This is a genomic window from Enterococcus columbae DSM 7374 = ATCC 51263 (assembly GCF_000406925.1).
Classification (GTDB): domain Bacteria; phylum Bacillota; class Bacilli; order Lactobacillales; family Enterococcaceae; genus Enterococcus_E; species Enterococcus_E columbae.
This window is the reverse complement of sequence record NZ_KE136347.1, coordinates 654,148-674,945: the sequence shown is the minus strand read 5'-3', so window position 1 is coordinate 674,945 and position 20,798 is coordinate 654,148. Positions and strand designations below refer to the sequence as shown.

Annotated in this window: 21 protein-coding genes; all 21 read left to right on the top strand. The window is 33.2% G+C overall.

The window, feature by feature from the left end; genetic code table 11:
• Positions 1-43: 43 nt before the first annotated feature.
• Positions 44-958 (top strand): class A sortase, encoded by a 915-nt coding sequence (locus RK02_RS03200; protein WP_016182808.1) that lies wholly within the window; start codon positions 44-46, stop codon positions 956-958.
• The gene (locus tag RK02_RS03195) at positions 951-1,640 is read left to right on the top strand and encodes a hypothetical protein (protein ID WP_016182807.1); all 690 of its coding nucleotides are present in this window, start codon (positions 951-953) and stop codon (positions 1,638-1,640) included. The genes RK02_RS03200 and RK02_RS03195 overlap by 8 nt, the downstream gene beginning before the upstream one ends.
• Positions 1,630-1,869, top strand: coding sequence for a hypothetical protein (locus tag RK02_RS03190; RefSeq protein ID WP_016182806.1), 240 nt, complete (start codon positions 1,630-1,632; stop codon positions 1,867-1,869). Before RK02_RS03195 ends, RK02_RS03190 begins: the two co-directional genes overlap by 11 nt.
• Positions 1,862-2,146, top strand: coding sequence for a hypothetical protein (locus RK02_RS03185; protein ID WP_018451699.1), 285 nt, complete (start codon positions 1,862-1,864; stop codon positions 2,144-2,146). The genes RK02_RS03190 and RK02_RS03185 overlap by 8 nt, the downstream gene beginning before the upstream one ends.
• Before the next feature lie 16 nt (positions 2,147-2,162).
• Complete coding sequence (locus RK02_RS03180; protein ID WP_016182804.1) at positions 2,163-3,182, top strand: hypothetical protein; 1,020 nt, start codon at positions 2,163-2,165, stop codon at positions 3,180-3,182.
• Positions 3,166-4,320 (top strand): immunoglobulin-like domain-containing protein, encoded by a 1,155-nt coding sequence (locus RK02_RS03175; RefSeq protein WP_016182803.1) that lies wholly within the window; start codon positions 3,166-3,168, stop codon positions 4,318-4,320. The genes RK02_RS03180 and RK02_RS03175 overlap by 17 nt, the downstream gene beginning before the upstream one ends.
• A 300-nt stretch (positions 4,321-4,620) precedes the next feature.
• Complete coding sequence (locus tag RK02_RS03170; RefSeq protein WP_016182802.1) at positions 4,621-5,214, top strand: type IV toxin-antitoxin system AbiEi family antitoxin domain-containing protein; 594 nt, start codon at positions 4,621-4,623, stop codon at positions 5,212-5,214.
• A gap of 82 nt (positions 5,215-5,296) precedes the next feature.
• Positions 5,297-6,052 carry a nucleotidyl transferase AbiEii/AbiGii toxin family protein gene (locus RK02_RS03165; protein ID WP_018451698.1) on the top strand — a complete coding sequence of 252 codons (756 nt, stop codon included), beginning with the start codon at positions 5,297-5,299 and terminating at the stop codon, positions 6,050-6,052.
• Positions 6,053-6,139: 87 nt separating this feature from the next.
• Positions 6,140-6,559, top strand: a complete 420-nt coding sequence (locus RK02_RS03160; RefSeq protein ID WP_016182800.1) for a hypothetical protein — start codon at positions 6,140-6,142, stop codon at positions 6,557-6,559.
• On the top strand, positions 6,556-6,960 hold the full coding sequence (locus tag RK02_RS03155) for a hypothetical protein (RefSeq protein WP_016182799.1): 405 nt from the start codon (positions 6,556-6,558) through the stop codon (positions 6,958-6,960). Before RK02_RS03160 ends, RK02_RS03155 begins: the two co-directional genes overlap by 4 nt.
• A gap of 16 nt (positions 6,961-6,976) precedes the next feature.
• Positions 6,977-9,844 (top strand): type IV secretory system conjugative DNA transfer family protein, encoded by a 2,868-nt coding sequence (locus tag RK02_RS03150; RefSeq protein WP_016182798.1) that lies wholly within the window; start codon positions 6,977-6,979, stop codon positions 9,842-9,844.
• Positions 9,831-11,720 carry a pLS20_p028 family conjugation system transmembrane protein gene (locus tag RK02_RS03145; RefSeq protein WP_016182797.1) on the top strand — a complete coding sequence of 630 codons (1,890 nt, stop codon included), beginning with the start codon at positions 9,831-9,833 and terminating at the stop codon, positions 11,718-11,720. Before RK02_RS03150 ends, RK02_RS03145 begins: the two co-directional genes overlap by 14 nt.
• Entirely contained in the window at positions 11,720-12,034 is a 315-nt protein-coding gene (locus RK02_RS03140; protein WP_016182796.1) for a DUF5592 family protein, read from the top strand. Before RK02_RS03145 ends, RK02_RS03140 begins: the two co-directional genes overlap by 1 nt.
• Complete coding sequence (locus RK02_RS03135; protein WP_016182795.1) at positions 12,021-14,525, top strand: ATP-binding protein; 2,505 nt, start codon at positions 12,021-12,023, stop codon at positions 14,523-14,525. The genes RK02_RS03140 and RK02_RS03135 overlap by 14 nt, the downstream gene beginning before the upstream one ends.
• A gap of 26 nt (positions 14,526-14,551) precedes the next feature.
• Complete coding sequence (locus RK02_RS03130; RefSeq protein WP_016182794.1) at positions 14,552-15,445, top strand: hypothetical protein; 894 nt, start codon at positions 14,552-14,554, stop codon at positions 15,443-15,445.
• Positions 15,446-15,685: 240 nt separating this feature from the next.
• Positions 15,686-15,973 carry a ribbon-helix-helix protein, CopG family gene (locus RK02_RS03125; protein WP_016182793.1) on the top strand — a complete coding sequence of 96 codons (288 nt, stop codon included), beginning with the start codon at positions 15,686-15,688 and terminating at the stop codon, positions 15,971-15,973.
• Entirely contained in the window at positions 15,945-16,316 is a 372-nt protein-coding gene (locus tag RK02_RS03120) for a hypothetical protein (protein ID WP_016182792.1), read from the top strand. The genes RK02_RS03125 and RK02_RS03120 overlap by 29 nt, the downstream gene beginning before the upstream one ends.
• Positions 16,313-17,995: a MobP2 family relaxase gene (gene mobP2, locus RK02_RS03115; protein WP_016182791.1), complete on the top strand. Its 1,683-nt coding sequence runs from the start codon at positions 16,313-16,315 to the stop codon at positions 17,993-17,995. The genes RK02_RS03120 and mobP2 overlap by 4 nt, the downstream gene beginning before the upstream one ends.
• 72 nt (positions 17,996-18,067) lie before the next feature.
• Positions 18,068-19,162, top strand: coding sequence for a DUF3991 domain-containing protein (locus RK02_RS03110; RefSeq protein ID WP_016182790.1), 1,095 nt, complete (start codon positions 18,068-18,070; stop codon positions 19,160-19,162).
• The gene (locus RK02_RS03105; RefSeq protein ID WP_016182789.1) at positions 19,159-20,202 is read left to right on the top strand and encodes a peptidoglycan DD-metalloendopeptidase family protein; all 1,044 of its coding nucleotides are present in this window, start codon (positions 19,159-19,161) and stop codon (positions 20,200-20,202) included. Before RK02_RS03110 ends, RK02_RS03105 begins: the two co-directional genes overlap by 4 nt.
• On the top strand, positions 20,199-20,795 hold the full coding sequence (locus RK02_RS03100; RefSeq protein ID WP_016182788.1) for a hypothetical protein: 597 nt from the start codon (positions 20,199-20,201) through the stop codon (positions 20,793-20,795). The genes RK02_RS03105 and RK02_RS03100 overlap by 4 nt, the downstream gene beginning before the upstream one ends.
• Positions 20,796-20,798: the final 3 nt, after the last annotated feature.

Genomic DNA, 20,798 nt, shown 5'->3' with positions numbered 1-20,798 from the left:
AAAAATTTAGCTACTCCCTTTTTACTATGGGGAGGGAAATTGTATGAAATTTTTGATAAAACAAATTCCCGTTTTGTGGTTCTTTCTTTTTCTAATAGGTGGTGTATTAGCAATCAATGGTTATTTTATATTAAAAACACCTTCGTATTTTACTCAAACAGTTCATAACCAAGCGATTTTGCCTAAAAAAACGGCTAATTTTGATTCAGATCAAGTACAATCAGTTGAGCCAAAGGAATGGGTTCAGGCAAAGTTAAATGAACAAGAGCTTTTTCATGATTTTGGTATAGGGAGCTTGTATATTCCTTCTCTAAATATCTATACACCAATTTTAGCTGGTATGGAGAATGCAAATTTGACGGTTGCTGCAGGTACTTACAGAGAAAGTCAGAAAATGGGAGAAGGAAACTATATTTTACTTGCACATAATTTAGTAGAGGGAGGAGGAGCCTTCAATAGAATCAACTTGCTTGGGTTAAACGAAAGAATTTATTTAACTGATTTTGTGAATGTTTATGAGTATATTTCGACATTTAATCAAGTGGTATCTAAATATCAAAGCGAGTATTTAGATACATCAACAGCCTCTATTTTAACTTTAATTAGGTGTGAAGGAGGGATAAATACAGATAATCGGTTGGTGGTACAAGCTACATTAAAAAGAATGATACCAGTTGAAATGGAGGACCAAGAAATTATTCGAAATTTAGGAATTGTGGTAAATGCACAACAATATCAATCAGCTGAAGATAAGGTATCTACCAACAGGACAATATTGTCTGATCAAAAAAATAAAGAAACTTCTGCCCAATTTAAATTATCGAAGCATTCTTTATTTCAAAATTTATGTATTCGTTGTTTCCAACTATACACAATCCAAACACAATATGTTGTCGCAATTTTCTTTGGTGGTCTGATAGTTTCCTTTTTAGTAGGGAGGGGTTGCTCAGATGAATAGTTATTCATTAAGGAAAATTATAGAAATTTGTACTAATAATCAATTCTATTTTCAACCTGAGAATTCAGAAATATATGTTGGAGTAGATAATGTTATGACGAATGATGGTACTTATCTTGCACCTTTAAATTGGATAAGTAGTAGTTTTTCTATTGTCATGTGTATAGATAATGTAGAACAAGATTATATTGAAATAGCGAATGATTTAACCTGTTGCTGGCTCTATGACAATTATTCTGGACTTCCACCGACTATTTTGAAAGGAAATATTCTAGATGAGGTATCGATTACGTTTGATGAGACTCATTTTGAAGTACATTATCCTGATTCCAAGATACAGTATCAGACGTATAAGGATGATTCAGAAGAGTTATATTATTACTTTTTAGATAATGCAAATTATCAATTTGAAAATACCCAGTATATTGCTCGATGGAATGAATATTCTGTTGTCTTTCCAGTTGTAAAAAATTCTTTAGATGAAAATAGTCATTGGCATCTGTTTTTAGATACCATCCAGCTAAAAACAGGTATAGGAATGAGTCAACTGCCTTCGCAGAATGATTTTAGAGAATATGAGTTTTTAAAGCAAGTTTATTTTTTGGAGGATACAGCCTTACAACAATCAAATAGCAAAGATGAAAAAATAGAAGTAGAGGAGTTGAAAGAGCATGGCACTTAATGCAAAACAGCGTGAAACAAGAGCATTGGCAGAACAAATATTAACCGTTCTAGGGAAAGACTATGATGAGGAATTGGATAAATTTCATAATGAGATTGTTTCAGAGAATATTAGTTTTATTATGAAAGCACTCAATAAGTATAAAAATGTCGAAAAGAAGGAGAGAGGGACGAATGAACAAATTTTTCCATCAAATACAAAAGAAGAAAATAAAATATATAATGATTAGTTTTTTTATGTTAACGATTCTTTTGCTACCAATTCCTGTTTTTGCAGATATTAAAGAATCGGTGACACAATCTTCTAATAATATTGCTGAATTTGTTCGGAATGTAAGCGGCGCAGTAGCAATTGCTATTTTTGGTGGAGCATTACTAGCCAATATGCTACCAAGTGTAGAAATTTCTCAAGCAGCTAAAAAAGTAATGTGGCGGGTAGGAATTAGTGTAATCGGCATTACATTGGTCTCTCAAATTGTTGCATGGTTACAAAGTTTAGGACAATAAAATAGGGTGTGGTCTTATGATTCGTGTAAAAATTCTTTCAGGTAATGTATCTGCATTACCTGAAGAATCTATGTCTTATCCAGCTTTTGATGAGTGGACAAAACAACTAACAGACAATCAATCGATTACCTATCAAATAAAAAAAGGAAAAAAGATACTTTATGAGGGAATTTACCGTGGTGTTGGACAAATTGGCGCACACTACACTTTGATTGATAAGCTTGAACAAGCAATTGAAAATCAAGCCATTTCTCCACGTAAAGGGAGGAGATTTTTAAAACAGTTAGATCGCAGTTTTTTTGATGAATTGAAAAGGCTCAATCATGCTAAAAAAAACAAATTTAGTTGGCAAAAAAATATAATTCATCTAAAAAAGAGCTATTGTATTTCTGCTTTGTGCTTCGTTGTTGTATTTTTGATAGGCTACGCAAGCTATTTTGTCATCAACAGGAATGCGAATGAAGGAAAACCTAGTTACCAGGAGTTGCTAAAAAAGAATGCGTATCTACAAGCTGCGTCGTTGTATCCTGATAAATTAGAACAAATTGAATGGCTTATCTCAGAAAATCAGGATGTTGAAAATTTGAAAAAGCTTCAGAAAAAATATCCAACGATACAAGGTGATTTTGATTTAGCATTTTATCAAAAAAATTGGCAAAAGGTTATCAGTTTTCGTTCTATTGAATTAGATACATCAAGGCAAATTAAATTAGCCTTTGCTTATATTCGGCTAGATCGAATGGAGGAAGCAGAAATTGTAGCAAAACATCTTTCTAGTAAATCACTTAATAAAGAAATTCAGAAAGGTTGGGTTAGACGAGCAATTTATCAATTACAAAATGGGCAGATTCAACAAGCAGAGCAAATTCAAGCAAAAGTAAATGATGCAGCATTACATGAATGGATCAATGCAGCTAAGATATGTCAGGAAATGATCAATTATTATGAAGAAAAGAAAGATAATACAAATATGAATTTATGGAAACAACAATTAGCAGCGATTGGAAAGGAGTATTTACATGAAATGGACAAATAAAAAAATTTTTTCCCAATTTGTCGTTGGTTTTGTATGTCTCTTTGCAGTAGGTGGTTTGACTTACGAGACATTCCAGCAATTGCATAAGCCCAAAAGAGAAACTATTGTTGATAAAGTGAAACCGGCTAAATCAAAAAAGAAAAGGGTAGAACCTGCTGATAAAAATAAGTCTTCTTCTTCACCGAGTGAGATTGAAATGAGTAAAAAACAGGATGAATCTGAAACTTCAACTGAGCAACAATTTCAAAAAATTTTATCTTGGTATGAAAAGGATACGCCACAAGTGCCCACCCAATCTTCTACTTTTTCTATGGTTGAAAATAGGGATGTTGATGAACTACGTACAATAGCTAATCATTTGAAAGAAAATGTAGCACCCAAAAATCAAGAGAATAATCAATCAATAAATAGCGAAGAAATGACATCGTTGGATACGAATAAACAAAAAACGGAAAATAATGTATTGATTCCTGTGTCTACGGAAGAAACAGCATCAATCCATGAACCTTTTTTGATTGTACCTACATCAGAAATGGAGCTAACAGAAACTTATGAGATACAACCGATTTATCCTACTTCCATTAGTGAGGCCCCAATATTACGCACGGTGACTAATTCAATATTTATCAATGAAGGAGAAAAATTTAACCCTTTGGATTATGTAGAAATGGTTCCGAATGTAGGAAGTAACTACCACTTAAAGGTGAATCCATATGAATGGCATTCCGGAGAAAATCAGTTAACGATTGAAGCTAATAATGATGAGGGTCAAATATTTAGTACCACTCTTTATGTTTATTATAATATGCGCCCTCATTTGCTTCCTAAGTTAACGAGCAATGATTTAGAAGTTCCTATTCACTCAAGCATTGATTTTAAAAATTTAGTTGAAGCAAAAGATGAAGAAGATGGAGATATATCGAACTCTATCCAATATGAGACAGATTTCGATTCAGAGAAGGTAGGGCAATATACGGTAACCTATTCTGTGGCGGATAAACAAGGATTGCAAGCTGAGCAGTATCGCTTGAATGTGAAGGTAACAAATGAAGCGTCCAAATTGCAACTTTCTCAATCGGAGTGGTCTTTAGGAGAGCAAATGGATATTTTAAAGGAGGACGATACTTCTGTTAAATAAGATAGGCTGAAAGGTATAAGTATTTTAAAATGGGAGTTACTATTTTTTTGGCAGAAGAGGAAACATTAAAAAAGACATTTTTTTTGAAAAAAGTATACTATTTCGATAAGTTCATTCCATAGATAAGATTGTAGTGGTTTATTTGAAAGCAGCTTTTATAAAAATAATGAAAGACTTCTATGAGTATTAATCTATTCAGAGAGATTTTTTACTAAGTATTCATAAAAGTGCATTGACTTTTACGCCCTTAATAATTAAAATAAAGGGCGTGAAAGTCAATTTTGTTAAGAAGGTGATGGAATGAGTATATCAGATAAAATCATGGAGATTGCAAAAAGGAATAACGGTGTTGTAACAGCATCTGCTCTTTCTGAAAAAGGAATATTGCGCGGAAATTTGAAAAAACTTGTGGACGATGGCAAGTTGGAAAAAACAGCAAGAGGAGTATATATTCTGCCAGAAGTATGGGAAGATGAATTTGTGAATTTACAGGCAAGGTTCAAAAAAGGTATTTTTTCAAATGAAACGGCACTTTTTTTATGGGATTTAACAGACAGAACACCCAATCGATATGATATGACATTTCCTCACAATTATAATTTAACAAATGTAAAAAACGAAGGGGTAAATTGCTCCAGAGTAAAATTGGAATGGTACGGAGAAGGAATTATTCAAATGAAATCACCTGGAGGACACATAATCTCAGTCTATAATATGGAACGAACATTGTGCGATATTTTGCGTAAACGAAGTGGTGTTGATACGGGAGTTATTACAGAAGCATTTAAGCAATATGTAGCTAGAAGAGACAAGAATATTCCTCTTTTGTCAGAGTATGCGAAGAAGTTTCATATTGAAGAAAAGGTGAGAAGATATCTGGAGGTATTGATATGAAAAATGCAATGCAGTTGAAGGCTGTGATAAAAAAATAACAAAAGACAAACACATCTCAGCACAGCTGGTGATGCAGAATTTTATGTTGGAAAGACTGCTTGAGAGAATCTCTGTTTCAAACTATCAGCAAACTTTCATATTAAAAGGAGGTTTCCTGATTGCTGCAATGGTTGGATTGGACACTCGTGCTACAAAGGATATGGATGTCACGGTTAAGGATTGGCCAGTAAATGAAGAAAGTATCAAGAAGATGTTTCTCGATATCTGCAATATTGATTTGCAGGACGATGTAACATTTGAATTTAAGAAATTAAGTGAGATTCGAGAAAAAGATGAGTATACAGGTTATCGTATTTCATTATCAGCAAATTTTCCCCCTATGGCAGTTCCGTTAAAGTTGGACATTACAACAGGAGATAAGATTACACCAAGAGAGATTGTATATAGATTTAAGCTGCTATTGGAAGATAGAGAAATCTCCGTACTTGCTTATAATCTGGAAACGATTTTGGCAGAAAAATTGGAGACTATTGTTTCGAGAGGTGATCAGAATACTAGAATGAGAGATTATTACGATGTTTATATTCTTTCCAAACTTCAGTATAAAAATATCGAAATAGAGTCTTTGAAAGCGGCACTTGATGCAACATCCAAGAAACGTGGCTCAACAGAAGTTTTGAAAAATTATCGGAATATTATTGATGTTGTCAGAAAGAGTGATGTGATGGTTAAGCAGTGGAAAACATATCAGAAAGATTTCGAGTATGCTGCCGCTATTAGCTATGATGAGGTTTGTGACGCAGTGGTGCAGATGATGGATTTATGTGTGGAAGAATGACAGTAGAATAGCTTGAATATAACTAAAAAGGAATTTCTAAAAATAGATTTTTCTTTTTAGTTATTTATTTTTTAAGGAGAGCATTATATGAAACAGATTTTACAACAACAACTAGCAAAGCGAATCAATGAAGAACTAAGTGATGAGAGTTTACTAGAATGGCGAGAACATCAAGGGTATGTTCACTACTATCCGATAACTGAAGATGTTCATTTAGAACTGAGAGTAGATGATTCAAATATGTTAGAGCATACTTCTAGTCAGGAGATTTGGTCTTTACATGTCTATCATTACAATCAAGAATATGATTGTCAATCACTAGGGATACTTTGCTATGGAGAAAATTGGCATGATTATTTTGATATATGTGACGAGGTTGTAGCATTACTGAATTGTATAGACAATGAACATCAATTAAAAAAATTTATGGCTCAGTGTGATATGACTGATTCCTTTGAAGAATGGAAGCAACAAATTGAAACAGATAAGGAGGTAGAAAGAATATGAATGTCATTCAATTAAAAAAAGAACGCCTGAGTATCAAAGAAATTTATAAAAAATGTTTACTCCATTTAAACATTCTTCCTTCAGAACTGAAACAATTAAAAGAATTTGATAACCGATTATCAAAGGAAGAAAAAATACAGTACCGTATTGAATCCTATCAAGAGATACTCAACGAACAAAAAATCAACTACTGGCAACAGGAATTGCATGATTGGATTCATTCTATTGAAGAAGGAGATACTGCTCATTTGATGAGTAAAGAATATGCCCAATTCGCTACTTTGGTGGTAGAGGAAGCAGCAAAAGAATTACAAGAAGAAGTGGAGCAAGTAAAAGAGGAAGAAGATGGACATTCTAAAATGCCACTACAAATGATGCAGATAATGCAATCAGACAATTGATGAAAGAAGGGATTGAATGAATGAGAAAATTTTACATGATTATCAACCGATACTTAAAAAAATAGACAAGGTGATTGCATGGTTTCAAAATAGTCGATTGCACTTAGAAACTTGGCGAGATCCAGATAAAGCTAATTTCAAACAATGGAGTAGATATTTAGGATTACGAAGGTTTTTACTTCCTTTATGGTTGGTAAGCTTTATCGTAGTATATGGATTACTAAATTATCTGATTCATATTTTTGAACAGGTACTACATTACTTTCAACAAATTTTGACTGGCAATTTCACCTCAAGTATTAACTGGTTTTCTTTTTCATATTTTACAAATAGCACCTTTGTATCTGCCAAAGTTTATTGGATACTATATTTCATCTTAATGTTGTTCGTTAGTATTCGCTTTTATATTTGGCGACAATCGTATAAACCGATTGAAGAATATTTAACTGATGCTACTAGTAGATGGTCGCTAACACATGAGCTTGATCAACAATATGAAGTAATGCCCACAGATTGTTTGGATACATTTAATGGTTCATCAGGTATTGTTATTGGTACAGCGAAACGTACACTCAAGGAAAAATTAACTGGTCATTCTAGAGAATATCTTTCAACTGAGATGACTAATAGTTTGTTAGTTGGTGAAACTCGTTCAGGTAAGGGGATATTTGGTATTGAAAAAGCAATTGATGGATTAAGTCGCACGAATCATATGGATAAAAAACAATCAATGATTATTCATGATCCTTCAATGGAGTTATATTTAAAATGGAAACTATTGCTTGAAGAAAGAGGATATATTGTCAAATTGTTCAATTTGATTGATACCTACTATTCTGATTCAATCAATCCATTGAACTTAGTAACCTATTATTACAGACAATATTTATTAGGAGATACAGAAAATATACGGAATCATGGATTAGACCAAGCGTTGGCAGAAATGGCTACTTTATGTTTTAGCTATTTTGATGATGAAAATGCAAGAGAACCATTTTGGCAAGATTGTGCTTCTGCTTTATTTACAGCAGCAACAATTGCCTTAATTGAAGAGAGTCTACTCATTCAACAAACAAAGTACATTACCATTTATACTGTGCTGAATTTAATTGCTGAAATGAATGCCAATAGAATTGACAATGAAAATCATGAATGTTTGAAACGAATAGAAAAAAGTTTAATAGAACGTAAGCGCCTTTTCCAGAAATATAAAGATAAATCAGTTTTAGATGTTTATTTCTTAACATTGCCAGAAGGACATCCTGCACGAATCGCTTATCAGGATATATTAGCCTCTGCACCGGCAAAGGTAACGATTGGGAATGTTGTTTCACATTTATTAACCAAAATGAAAGCTTTTCGTCGACCAGGAAATGCCAAGTTAACAGCGATTAGTACCATTAATTATTTAGATTTAGCCTTTGGTAAACAACCAATGGCTATTTTTATTGTTGTCAGTGACCAAGATAAGTCCAATCACGCCTTGTGTGCCAATTTCATTGACCAGTCCTTTAAAGAATTACATAAGGTAGGATTAAGAACAGCCACAAGAAAACTACCTAGAGTTGTCAATTATATTGATGAGGAATTTGGAAACATGGTTCGTATACCGAATCAAGCGACAAAAGTGACGGATGGATTGAAAGTAGGAATCAAGCATTATTTTGTGGTCCAGAATTTTGAACAGCTCAAAAAATATGGGGAGCAAGATGCTGAAACGATTCGTGCCAATTGTGGGAATATCATTTGTGTGAAAACTAAATCAAAGGACACAAGAGAAGCTATTCAAAAAGATTTAGGTCTACGTGCAAATTTATCTCTTTCAAGACAAGGACGGCATTTTGATGCTAATAAAACCTTTACGGAAAGTACAGAACGAATTGCATTAATAACTGATGATGAATTGGCTAGGTTGCCTTTTGGACGGACAGTAGTGATTCGAAGTATGAAAACACATGATTTAAAAGGAAAGGTCATTAATCCCTATCCCGTCTACAATAGAGATGCCTGTATCATGAAACCAACATATGAGTATTTACCTTACAGGGAAATTTCGTGGGATGATGTTATGAGTTTATATGATGAAGCTGAACATAGTCAGATAGAACTAGATCATTTACTTTATCTACTGGATGTTAAAGAAATTGGTTTAAAAAATAAGCGTTTAGCCAATCGTAGAAATGGAATTAAAGAAGATAGCTTTGACAAAGAAGAGAGTGAAAGCAGTAGAAGTAACCAAAGTCCGACTGATGAGGTAAAGAGTATTCAAAAAGGAAAAAGAACCGGTGGACGAACTAGCGTGATTCCTACAATAAGTAACCAATTAACAACTACTCTCGATAAACGGTTCGATAAACTCTTTCCAACAGAATATGCTCTACAAAAAGTGAATCAATGTGTATCAGAATTATTATGCACAAAAATGAAAAATATTGTCTATGACCATTATAAAAGTGAAGAAAATCGTGAATGGCAAGAATTCAATGCATTGATACAAAATAGCAATGTTTTATCGCTTAAGCAGTGGCTAGGACAAGTACCTCCTCAAAAAATTTACGAACAAGTACTTATAGGCTTTGAAAAAGAAATTCAAACAGTGGATCACGTCTTTCATCAATTTTTTATTCATACAAACTATCAAACTCGATTAATAGAATTTGTAGGAAAAAAGAATATCCATGTGCTTTATGTCTACGCAAGAAACCATTATAAAAATGATTTCATTCATTATGAACTCTTTGAACAAAAACTGAATACGCAAAATATTGAAAAGCTTCAACAATTTTTGGCAACTGTGCCTAGAATTTCTTTATATCGTGATATTTGTGAAGGTCTCAAACAAATTATGGATAAGAAAGTAGGTGTATCTCATGACGGAAGCTGAAATATTAGCTTTGCTAAAGAAATTTGTGGATTTTTTGTCTCAAAGCAACTTTTTAACAGACGCTTTTCGGAAGATAGGTATGTGGTTGATTACCTGTTTTACTGATATATTAAATGGATTAAGTCAAACTTTAGTCAATTTAATTCAATTATTAAATATATTTGACAATCCAGCTTTTCAAGAAATAGTGAATAAGCTTGAGCCAATTAAATGGGGATTATTAGTCCTTGCTTTAGTTGGCTTTTTTGTATTGTTGGCCTTTAATCGTGTAAAAAATGCAGGAGAAATTCCAACTAATCTATATATGATTTTACTAATGACATTGATGTTACCTTTTGTTTTTGGGCAGCTTTCTCATATGTCACAATCTCTGTTTAAAGATTTAATCAATGATGGACAAACACCTGGTACACAGATTATTTTGGATAATACGACAGATTTACTTGCGGTTGCAGAAGAAGGCTGGCAATTAAAACCAAATGAACATCTCAATCATTATAAAGAAATTCGTCAAATTGATGTGAATGAGAAGATTACCTCACCAGAATCTGTCAAAAATGGTGAAGTTTTTGGTTATCAATTGAGTACCGATACCAAAGGGAAAGAGATAGCTGTTGAGATACCTCAGCCTAGTGGTTTAGCAGATTACTTAGCGAAAGATGTATTTAAAGCCAATTATTATCGAAACCATATTAATTTTCTCCAAATTATTCTTGTTCAATTAATTTCTATCATTGCATTAGTAATTACTTCGTTCAAGTTTGCGATTATTATTAATAAAATGTTTGGTGATTATGTTTTATTAGTAACTGCCGGCTTCGCAGATATGGCTACGATGCAAAGGGTTAAATCATTGCTTGGTGAGTTAATTGGTTCACTAGCATTAATTGTATATATTCCTGTGCTTTTTCAAATTTATTTAGTCGCTGTACAAATCATCCAAGCGTTTCATTTTGATTTTTGGACCTATATAATCGCTTTTGCAGGTGCAAGCTGGGCATTAATTGATGGTCCGAATGGATTTCAAAGAGTAACTGGAATAGATGCCGGATTACGTTCAACTTGGGCATTAGGTATTGGTGCTTTAGCTGCTTCTACAAAATTTGGTGGTGCATTGTCAAAAGCAACGGGGAAGGTTGTAAGAAGTGCAGCAAATTCAATTGGAGAGGTTGGAGCATTTGGATTAGGCTATTTTTCTGATAAAGAAAAAAGTCAAGGAATTAATCAGAGAGAATCTAGCCAATTCTCAAATAGTGACAAAGAATATCAAAATGATAGAGAAAATATCCAAAATAATCAGTTGATCAGTGATAAGAATGAACCGAATCAGAATGAAACGGTAGACGAATTGATGAATCAAAATCAGCCTACTATACAGCCAGATCATGCAACCTACACTAATGAGGGTATGCCTTTTTCCTCAATTAATGATTCAGAGGTAAATGGAGATAATCCGTTGAATCAAGAAAGTGATAAATTACGTTCTCCTAATATGGTTCAGGCTTTAGATGAGATTCAAGCGCAAGGAAACCGTTCTAGTCGTTCTCCTTTTGTCGTTACGCAAGAAGATATTCAGCAGATGAATGCTGATGAAGATAAGTATCATTCACAACAACAATCAAGGAATAAGTATCCAATTGAGAATCTCAAAAATCATGAAAAAATGGACGCTCTTAAGCAAAACAATCCATTGAAACCTTACGTAAAAAATAAAGTATTAGGATTTGATATGGATGATCAGCGACGATACACCAAGCAAACCTATTTGGAACGCAAGACAGATACCTATAATGTTGGAAAAAATTATAGAAAGTATCGAGAATTGAAAAAACAGCTAGCAAAAGAAACAAAAAATCATAAGGAAGGAGATAGCTAATGTTTACAAGACCAAACAAAATTTCTAATGAAATTAAACTACTAGGAAGATATCAATTAACCGACGCTTTTGTTGTACTGTTGATTTTATTTTTTGGAATGGGGAATCTTGCTGATTATATTTATGAACCAATTCGGTTATTTTTTCGTCTCTTTCTATTTATCATGACAATTTTTTGGCTAAGTCCTTCACCGTTTAAACCACAGAGTAAAAATATTGGTGTTCTAATGGACTGTCTAAAAAAAGACACACACACTTATTTTCCAGATGGTATTTTTGAAAATGAATGGAGGAAAATAGATGATTACAGATGAATTATTGGTAGTAGGCAATAAGAAACCAAAAGAAAAAAAGGGAAAGTATCGAAAAATCTTTCATCGGAAGCAAGGACAGTATTCTAGCTTGAAAAATTCAGTTTTTCAGTTAATGGAGCCAATTCGTTTAGAAGCAGATTGTGTGGTTACGAAAACAGGTTATATGGACTATTTGATGTTTGAAAACTATCCAATCATTGATGAATCAAAAGAAGTGCAGCAGCTAGTATTGAATGCATTTACTGATTTTTTTAGGAGGGTAACTGTCGATATAAAGCTGATTTTTATGGGGTATTCTGCTGACACTAATGGACAAATTCAGCATATTCAAAAAAGAGCAAGCTTATCTAATACTCCTCTACACTCGTTTATAGACCTACAGCGTAAACACAAAATTTGGGAACTGCAACAAGCGCATCACCGTTTACAAGAGGATATTGTCTATGTTCAAGTATTTGGTAAAACAAAGGAAGAACTTCAAAGAGGAAAGAGTGAGTTATTGAGTACCAATAGTAGTTATTTAACGATACATGAAATTTCCCCTGTACTCAAAAAGCAAATTATGTATCAATTGTATAATCTTGGCCAGCCTGTTCCAGTATTTAGTGAGACTTGTAGTTTAGCCAATCACAAGGTAGATAAAGTTTTCATGAGTGAGATTATGCCAGAAAGTGGGTTGAGTTTTAAAAACGATAAATATATTCAAAATGGACGAGGCTATATCGGAATTTATCATTTGCATCGTTATGCAAAAAAAGAGCGATTACTATGGGGAGAAGTGGTATTTAGACATCCAAATTTAATTACTACAGTAGATATTCATCATCTGGAAGATAGAAAAGTACGTAGCAAACTAACCAAAGCTATTTCTGAAGAAAATGGAAATAAACATCGTGGAGCGAATGTTGAAATACGAATGCAGTCAGCAATTGAAGAAGAATTATTATCCAATTTATTAGAAGATATGGTGTCATCCAATGAAAGTGTAAAAGAAGTTAAAATTAGATATTTTTTATTTGGGCAAACAAAAGAAGAAATTCATGCCCAAGCACAAGCAATTGATGACCGATTATTTTCACGTGGCTATAAAGCTGATTTCTTTATTGGGGAGGAAGATTTAGAATATCAATCACTTTTTTTAAGTTTAACTGAACAGAAAAAACAAAAGAGGCGAGCAGGCAAACATTTAACGGCATCTGATTTAGGGGCAAGTTATCCATTAAATCATAGTCAATTACTAGATCCAACCGGCTTTTATTTTGGAACAACCAATACAGGTGGTTTATTTGTATTTGATATTTTTCATAAGGACACGCAACGTCTTTCATATAATTTTGTGCTATTGGGAAAACCGGGTTCAGGTAAATCCTCCGCATTAAAAAAATTAGGCAGTCACAATCATTTAGCCAATAATTATACTATTTATTTTATGGCAAACAATGAGAACGAAAAATTTATGAAACAATATGGGGGATTATCTATTGATGCTTCTGGAAAGGATGGAACGGCGAATCCTTTTCAAATTTTTGCGACTATTTTAAATGAGGATGGTTCAATTGATGAAGAGAGTAGTTGGAAAATCACGCTTAATAAATTGGTGGTTATCTATCAAAACTTGTATGGTTCAATTGATGTAGAATTGGCAAATGCAGTAGATAGGTATGCTGATTTATTTCTGAATCAATGGTTTGAAGAAAAAGGATTAAGTAAAATCTGTTGCACACAATATGAAGCAACGGACTATCCAAAAGCAGAAGATTTTTTACATTTCATTCAAAAAATGCTTTACCAATCCAATGAGTTGTCTGATTTAGAAAGGCAACGTTTAGATAGACTAGAGCAAACGACTTTAAAAATGGTACATGCGCATGGCTTAATGTTTAATCAGTTTACTAGTGTTGATTTTAGTCAGTATTTATCGGTTTCGTTTGATTTAAGTCGCTTATTAAACCAAGATGATCGAATCTTTAATGCACAATTATATAATCTATTATTTATGGTTTGGAATCAGGCAATGATGAGAGGTATGAGAGAAAAATATTTAGTTGAAATTGGCCGAAGAGAAATAAACGAAGCGATTCGGACATTGATTATCTTTGATGAATTTCACAATATTACACGCAAAGGAAATGAATCAGCAATAGATTTATTAGATAGATATGAACGTGAAGCACGTAAAGCTTTTGGCGGTTTAGGGATTGCAACGCACGATATTTCTGATTTATTTTCTGAACACAGCTCTGATAATTTTAAAGAGAAAGTTCGTAAATTATTGAAGCTTTCCACGTATGTATTTATTATGCAGCAAGATGCTAGTAGTAAAGTAGAATTACAAAAATGTTTCCAGGACACATTGAAAGAAAGTGAATTACAAAGAGCTGCAACTTTAAAAGTGGGGGAAGCAATCCTTTCGATTCGTGGTAAAGGAAATTATCAAATTAAGATTGATTTATCCAAAACAGAACGTGATATTTTTACCGGAGGCTATTGATAATTGTTAGAAATGAGGCGAGATTGTTGGAAAAAATAAAAGAGTTTATACAAACACATGTGTCGCTTTTTTACAAAGTATGTTTGTTTCTAACAGTAATTGGGTTACTCCTTTTTGTTGTGCCGACGTTTTTATTTGGTAGTAATGTCTATCAAAAAGATACAGGTATTGGTGTTGCTAATCAAGTTCAAATTGACCAAATTCAGTTCGTGCAATTGAAACGTTCCTATAATCCTCAACGTCAGTATGCAGAGATATTACTAAAAGCTTCTGAATCAATACCTAATAATGGAAAATTAGAGATTGTGGCTGGAGAGTTAAAAACAAGGCAACGTATTGAAACTAAATTACTTCAATTGTCTAGCAATGAATATGTTATTCAACTATATCAAATTCCGCAAACATGGCAGGATATTATCATAGATATTGGTATTACCTATGCAACTGATTCCTACAAAACGATTCATTCATTGGAAGATATTTTTAAAGAATTTGGTCAAAAAAATCAGTCAGCAACAGAGCGGACGGTTCAATCAAAACTATTCATGGCAAAAGCTAAAGTGCCAAAAAACCGGTCATTAATTTCAAAAAGCGTAACCGACTATCAACTAGAAATGATCCAACTATCCATAAAAGAAGCACAACAACTTGTTAAAGAAAATCAACAAACGATTAGTAAATTCTTATCAGAAATTGCGCAGATTGAAAAACAAATTCAAGTGCTCAATAAAGAAAAGAAATACCAAACTACTTCGGAAGTACAAGCAACGGAACAACTTATTTTATCTAAAATGAATCGTATTGAAGAAGCAAAAGGACAAATACAAAAAGCAGAGATTGCGAATAAAGAAGTTCAACAAAAAATAGAAAAACTGTTGTTACAAAAAGAAGATTTACGAAAAAAAGCAGGTGACAAATGACACCAACGTGCATCAAATTGATGATCTATGACATCAAATTGGTGTTTTTTCCTTATTTTTTAGTCATCAAACTGGTGTTTACTTGCACCAATGTGACAAAACCGACTGTTATTCGGCCCCCCACTAAAAGCCCGACACTGTCGGGTTGGGGGCAATTTTGCCCCCCTTTTTGTCTTATGCTCTTGCAACTAGACAAAGGATATTGGCTGTTAATGATTAAGTAAAAAGGAGATAGTAAGAATGGCAACAATAAAAGTAAGAGATGTTGATGAAATTGCGTTAAAAAAATTTGATAAGTTTTGTAAGCAGCAAGGAAAATCACGTGCAGAAATGATTCGACAATATATTCAGCAATCTTATCAAAGTTATGAAAGCTTTGAATTAGAAATTCGGATGAAGTCATTAATCTATGATATTTTAAAGCACCTTGATTTGAATACGCAGGCATTAATGCTGTTGACGAAATCAGCAGTTGTTTTAGAGAAGGAGATGGAAAAAGATGACACGTTTGAGCATTCGACTGAATAAACAGTCATTGGAGATTATTGAAAAAAATCAAAAGCGATTGAATGGTTCAAAAGCAGAAATTATCAATCGACTGATTATGGATAGCGAAAAAGATAGAGAAACGGTAGAACAATTATTAGTGAAGTTAGAGGAGATAGAAAAAAAGGAACGAACGCTGTTACGTGAATTGGAAAAGAAGATTCATATTATTTATCAAATTCTAAATACTATATTACAGTATCAAGGAATGAAACATTTTTACTCGACTACACAAGCAAAATCTGAAGTGTTAGTAGATGCAGAATTATATGTTCAGCAACAAATACATCAAAAAATTATGAAGCAGTTTGAGGAACAACAATGAGTAAAAGTCCAGGAATCATTTTGTCGAGTAAATTTGCTAGACCAAAAAGTGGTGTGTTTGCTAGTTATATTCGCTATATGGATCGACAAGAAGCTGTTCGAAATAAGTTTTATGAAAATTATTCTGCTTTTAAAAATACACAAGGAACGATGGATACGTATAGTGAAGAACTAAATGGATTAGAAGGTTATATTCATTATATGGAGAATCCATCAAAGACAAGTCGACTTTTTAATGAAGTCTATGATCAAATTCCAGAAGATGAGATAACTTTGTTGAAAGAACAATTTATTGTTGCTAGTCAAAACGGCAGTGTGATGTGGCAAGACGTATTTAGTTTTGACAATGACTGGTTAATTGAACAAGGTTATTTAAATCCGGACACGCATCAATTAAATGAACGTAAAATTCATGAAGCCGTTCGTTTAGGTATGAAGGTCATGTTTGACAAGGAACAACTTTCCGATTCAGGCATTTGGTTAGCTTCTATTCATTACAATACAGATAATATTCATGTCCATGTTGCAACGGTTGAACCTGAACCTACTCGTGAGAAGAAAAAATTTTTTGATCAAGAAAAACAACAGTGGTTAGAAGAATATAAAGGAACGAGAAGTAGAAAAACTTTAAGGGCAATGAAATCTGCTTTTAGTAATCACTTGCTTGCATTGAAGGAATACCGTATAGCTTTAGACAAACTTTCCAAACAAATCATTCAAGAGCTCAGGCAGATGGAGTCATCTATGTTGGTTACCGAATTTGAAGAACGCTTATTAGAATTAGTTGCTAAATTACCTAGACAAAAAGGGTATCGAAAGTATGGTTATGCTGAAAAACAAGGATTTGATTTTAGAAGAGAATTAGATGCGGTCATTTTAGCTTATTTAAAGAACTATCAGCAGAGTGAGTATGAACAATATTTAGCTATTCAAGAATATATCGTTCAGCAGGAAACAAAAGCATTTGGTGAAAATGATGAAAGGGGGTATAAAGAAGAGATACTTTTTCAACGCTTAGGAAATACGATTCTGAAAAAAATAGAAGATACAAGTCTAATGGAACAGTTTCAACAGCAAAAACAAAGAGTCTATGCAGTGAATCAATTATCCAATCAAAAAGTTTTTGCTTTGAGAAGAGAGGAGAAAGTAAAGCATATGGCAGAAGCTCTACAAATGATTGCTACATCTGCTCAGAAAGTAAAGAATAAAAATATCGAAGAGGCCTATCATCAGTATATTGAAACAGAACGATTAAAAGTAAAAAATGATTATAAAAGAGAAGCAGAGAACATATTTGATCGATACCATCTTACTTTGGGAAAAACAGCTAAACGGTTAAATCAAAAGGAATGTGCATATATTCAACAAAAGAGATTAGAAGAAGATAACTTGTACAAAAAATATCGTCAATTAGCACATAAGATGGCGTTCATGACAAATGAACAGAGTGATTACCAATCAGAATTAAAAGTGCCTCTGAATGAGCTGCATCAAAAAATCTCCTATTATCGATCTAAGCATAGACAGATGAATAGAGAACAAGGAGGGGATATTTGGCAGGAGCGATTAGCGTTAAAAAAATCTATGTATCAGTTAAAACGTGCTTTAGATAATGATGTGCAAGCATATCAAAATGAAAGGGCCTATCGTCAATTACAATACAAAATCTCCCAACAATAAGAGAGAAACAATTGCTATTACAAAGCGAATTGTTTCTCTTTTTTTGTTTGGTCAAGAAAGGAGATGATGCATTTGGCAATCAAATATTTTAACAAAGAAGAAATTAATCATGCACGAAATACAGATATACTAGAATATTTGCTCTCTAAAGGTGAGAATTTTTTAAAACAAGGAAATTATTATCGACATGCAGAGCATTCTTCTTGGGTGTACGACAATCGTAAAAAAGTGATGTATTTCAATAAAGAAGTGACGAATTATGCGACAAATAGTTGTATTACAGTAGCTCTGAAAGTATATCAATTTAATTTTAATGAAGCTGTAACAGATATTCTTTCTTCTGGAGCAGAGATTTTATTGGAGGAAAGATTTGAAAAAGACAAATTGGCAAAACCAATGTTTGATTACAAACGTGAAGTAAAAGAAGATATAAATACGAATGCTGCTTTTGATTACTTAGTAAATAAGCGTCAGCTAGATGCACAACTAGTGGAACAGTTAATCAAAGCAGGGTTAATTCGACAAGATAATCACCAAAATATTGTTTTCAAATATTTGAATAGAGAAACCAATCAGTTACATGATGTCGTAGGTGTTGAATTAAGAGGCTCTAGATTGATTCCAGAAGAAAAGAGAATCCATCCAAATAGACCGTACTTTCTAATGCAGCATGAATTGAATCAGCCGGATACTGGTTTTTATATTCAATTATCTCCTAGATTTCAAACAGCAGAATTGAAAGTGTTTGAAGCACCAATAGAAGTATTGAGCTATTTGACTATTAAAAAAGACTGCTTATTTCATCAAGAGCAAAGGCAGAATATTGATTTTCTTTCAATGGGAGGATTAAAACAATCTGTTGTGTTTGAACATTATAAAAAAATCATGCTTCAAAATCGGTTATTAGCGACTCAAAAAAAGGAGGCAGTCACAATACCTACGATTACATTATGCGTCAATAATGATGAAGGAGGACAAAAATTTATTGAGCGCTTCACTCGATTTTTACAGGAACAAGCATTTTCGGAAAGCTTTATACAACAGAAACTGAAAATTGAATTACCGGTATCTCAAGTGAATGAAACGTTAGCGATAGATTATAACGATTTATTACAAGAAAGAAAAGGATTATCGACAATAACAGTTAGGGAAGAGGGATTGCAATGAAAAAATTGTTAGCGTTAAGTATGTTGTTTTTCTTTTTGGGAATATTCCCTTTTCTGATCATTCAGACGGTTTTATCAGCATTTTATCAACATACGGTTCTTTCTTCTCAAACCATAGCAACTAGTGCAGACTTTAATATCGATATTTTTCGTTCGGTTATCTTAAATCAATGTCACGCATTTTCTAATAAGGCGGACAAAATTATAGAAGAAGCGAAAAAGGCTAGGGTTAGTCCCGTATTATTTGCGGCAATTATGGCGCATGAATCAGCATGGGGAACGAGTGCTGCAATCAAAAAACATAATAATCCATCTGGTCAAATGAGAGGCAATGAAATCATTCATTTTGACACTCTAGATCAAGGCATTGAAGCAACTGGCGCAACATTACATAACTTAGTTGTAGAAAGACAATTAACTACAGTGGAAAGTTTAGGTTCGGTTTATTGCCCAGTAGGAGCTTCTAATGATCCGTATGGCTTGAATCAATATTGGGTACCAACTATAAAGAAATTTTTAGTTACTTTTGGTGGTTCTGAACAAATGTCTCTGTTGTGGCAAGATTCAAATACGACCCCTGTTTCATCTGGAAAATGGAGTTGGCCATTTCCAAGTGTTGGTAGGGGGCAGTTTTCATCGGAACAGCTATTTGGACATTCTAATTCTAGAATAGGTGGATTTCATGATGGTTTAGATTTTGGTTCTATTGACCATCCAGGTAGAGAAGTGCATGCAGTACATGATGGGACAGTTATCTATTGTGGTAATCCTAATATTTTAGCGTTAGGACAACTCGTAATAGTGATTCATACAGGAGAGTATGCCATTGTCTATCAAGAATTTGCGACAAGTAGTGATCTTGCTAAGGTGAAGGTTGGTGATAGGGTGACAAGTGGTCAAGTGATTGGGATTAGAAATACGAATCATTTACATTTGGGAATTACTAGAAAAGATTGGCTACAAGCACAAAGTAGCGCTTTTATTAATGATGGTACTTGGTTAGATCCATTGAAACTATTAGAGGAGGGAACAAAAAAATGACTAGAAAATTGATTCTTTTCAGTATTCTTCTGGGGTTCTTATCTGGTGTCATGGGATATTTTGTGACAAACGCACTGTTTGCGCAAGTAGGAAATAAAACGGAAACCACCGTAGCTACTAAAAAGTCAGAATCAGCCATACAGTCTAAGCCATCTAGCGTAACAGCGACAAATCATGAGAAGTTATTCGATGAGTTTATTACTAATTTTTCAAAACAATTTACGACTTATTCAACAATTGGAGATAACTTGGATAGATTAAAGGAATATTGCACGGTAGGCTTTTATGAAAAATTAAAAGACATGGTAAATAGACAAAAGTTGAATGCTGAAACGCAGCATTATGGACAGTTTGAATACATGAAAGAAACACATTATGTTCAGACAATAGATAAACATCAGAAAAAGGTGATAGTGGAAGTTACTTTTTCCTATCATTATTTATCAGATACAGGAGAAGCTTTACAACCAAAATTAACTTCAACACAACAGCTTGAATTATTAGTAGAATCTTCTAACGATTTTCATTATAAAATTCGTAATTTAAGTCATATTATGATTTCTGGACTTTATGGAGAAGATAGGGTGAAGTGAATT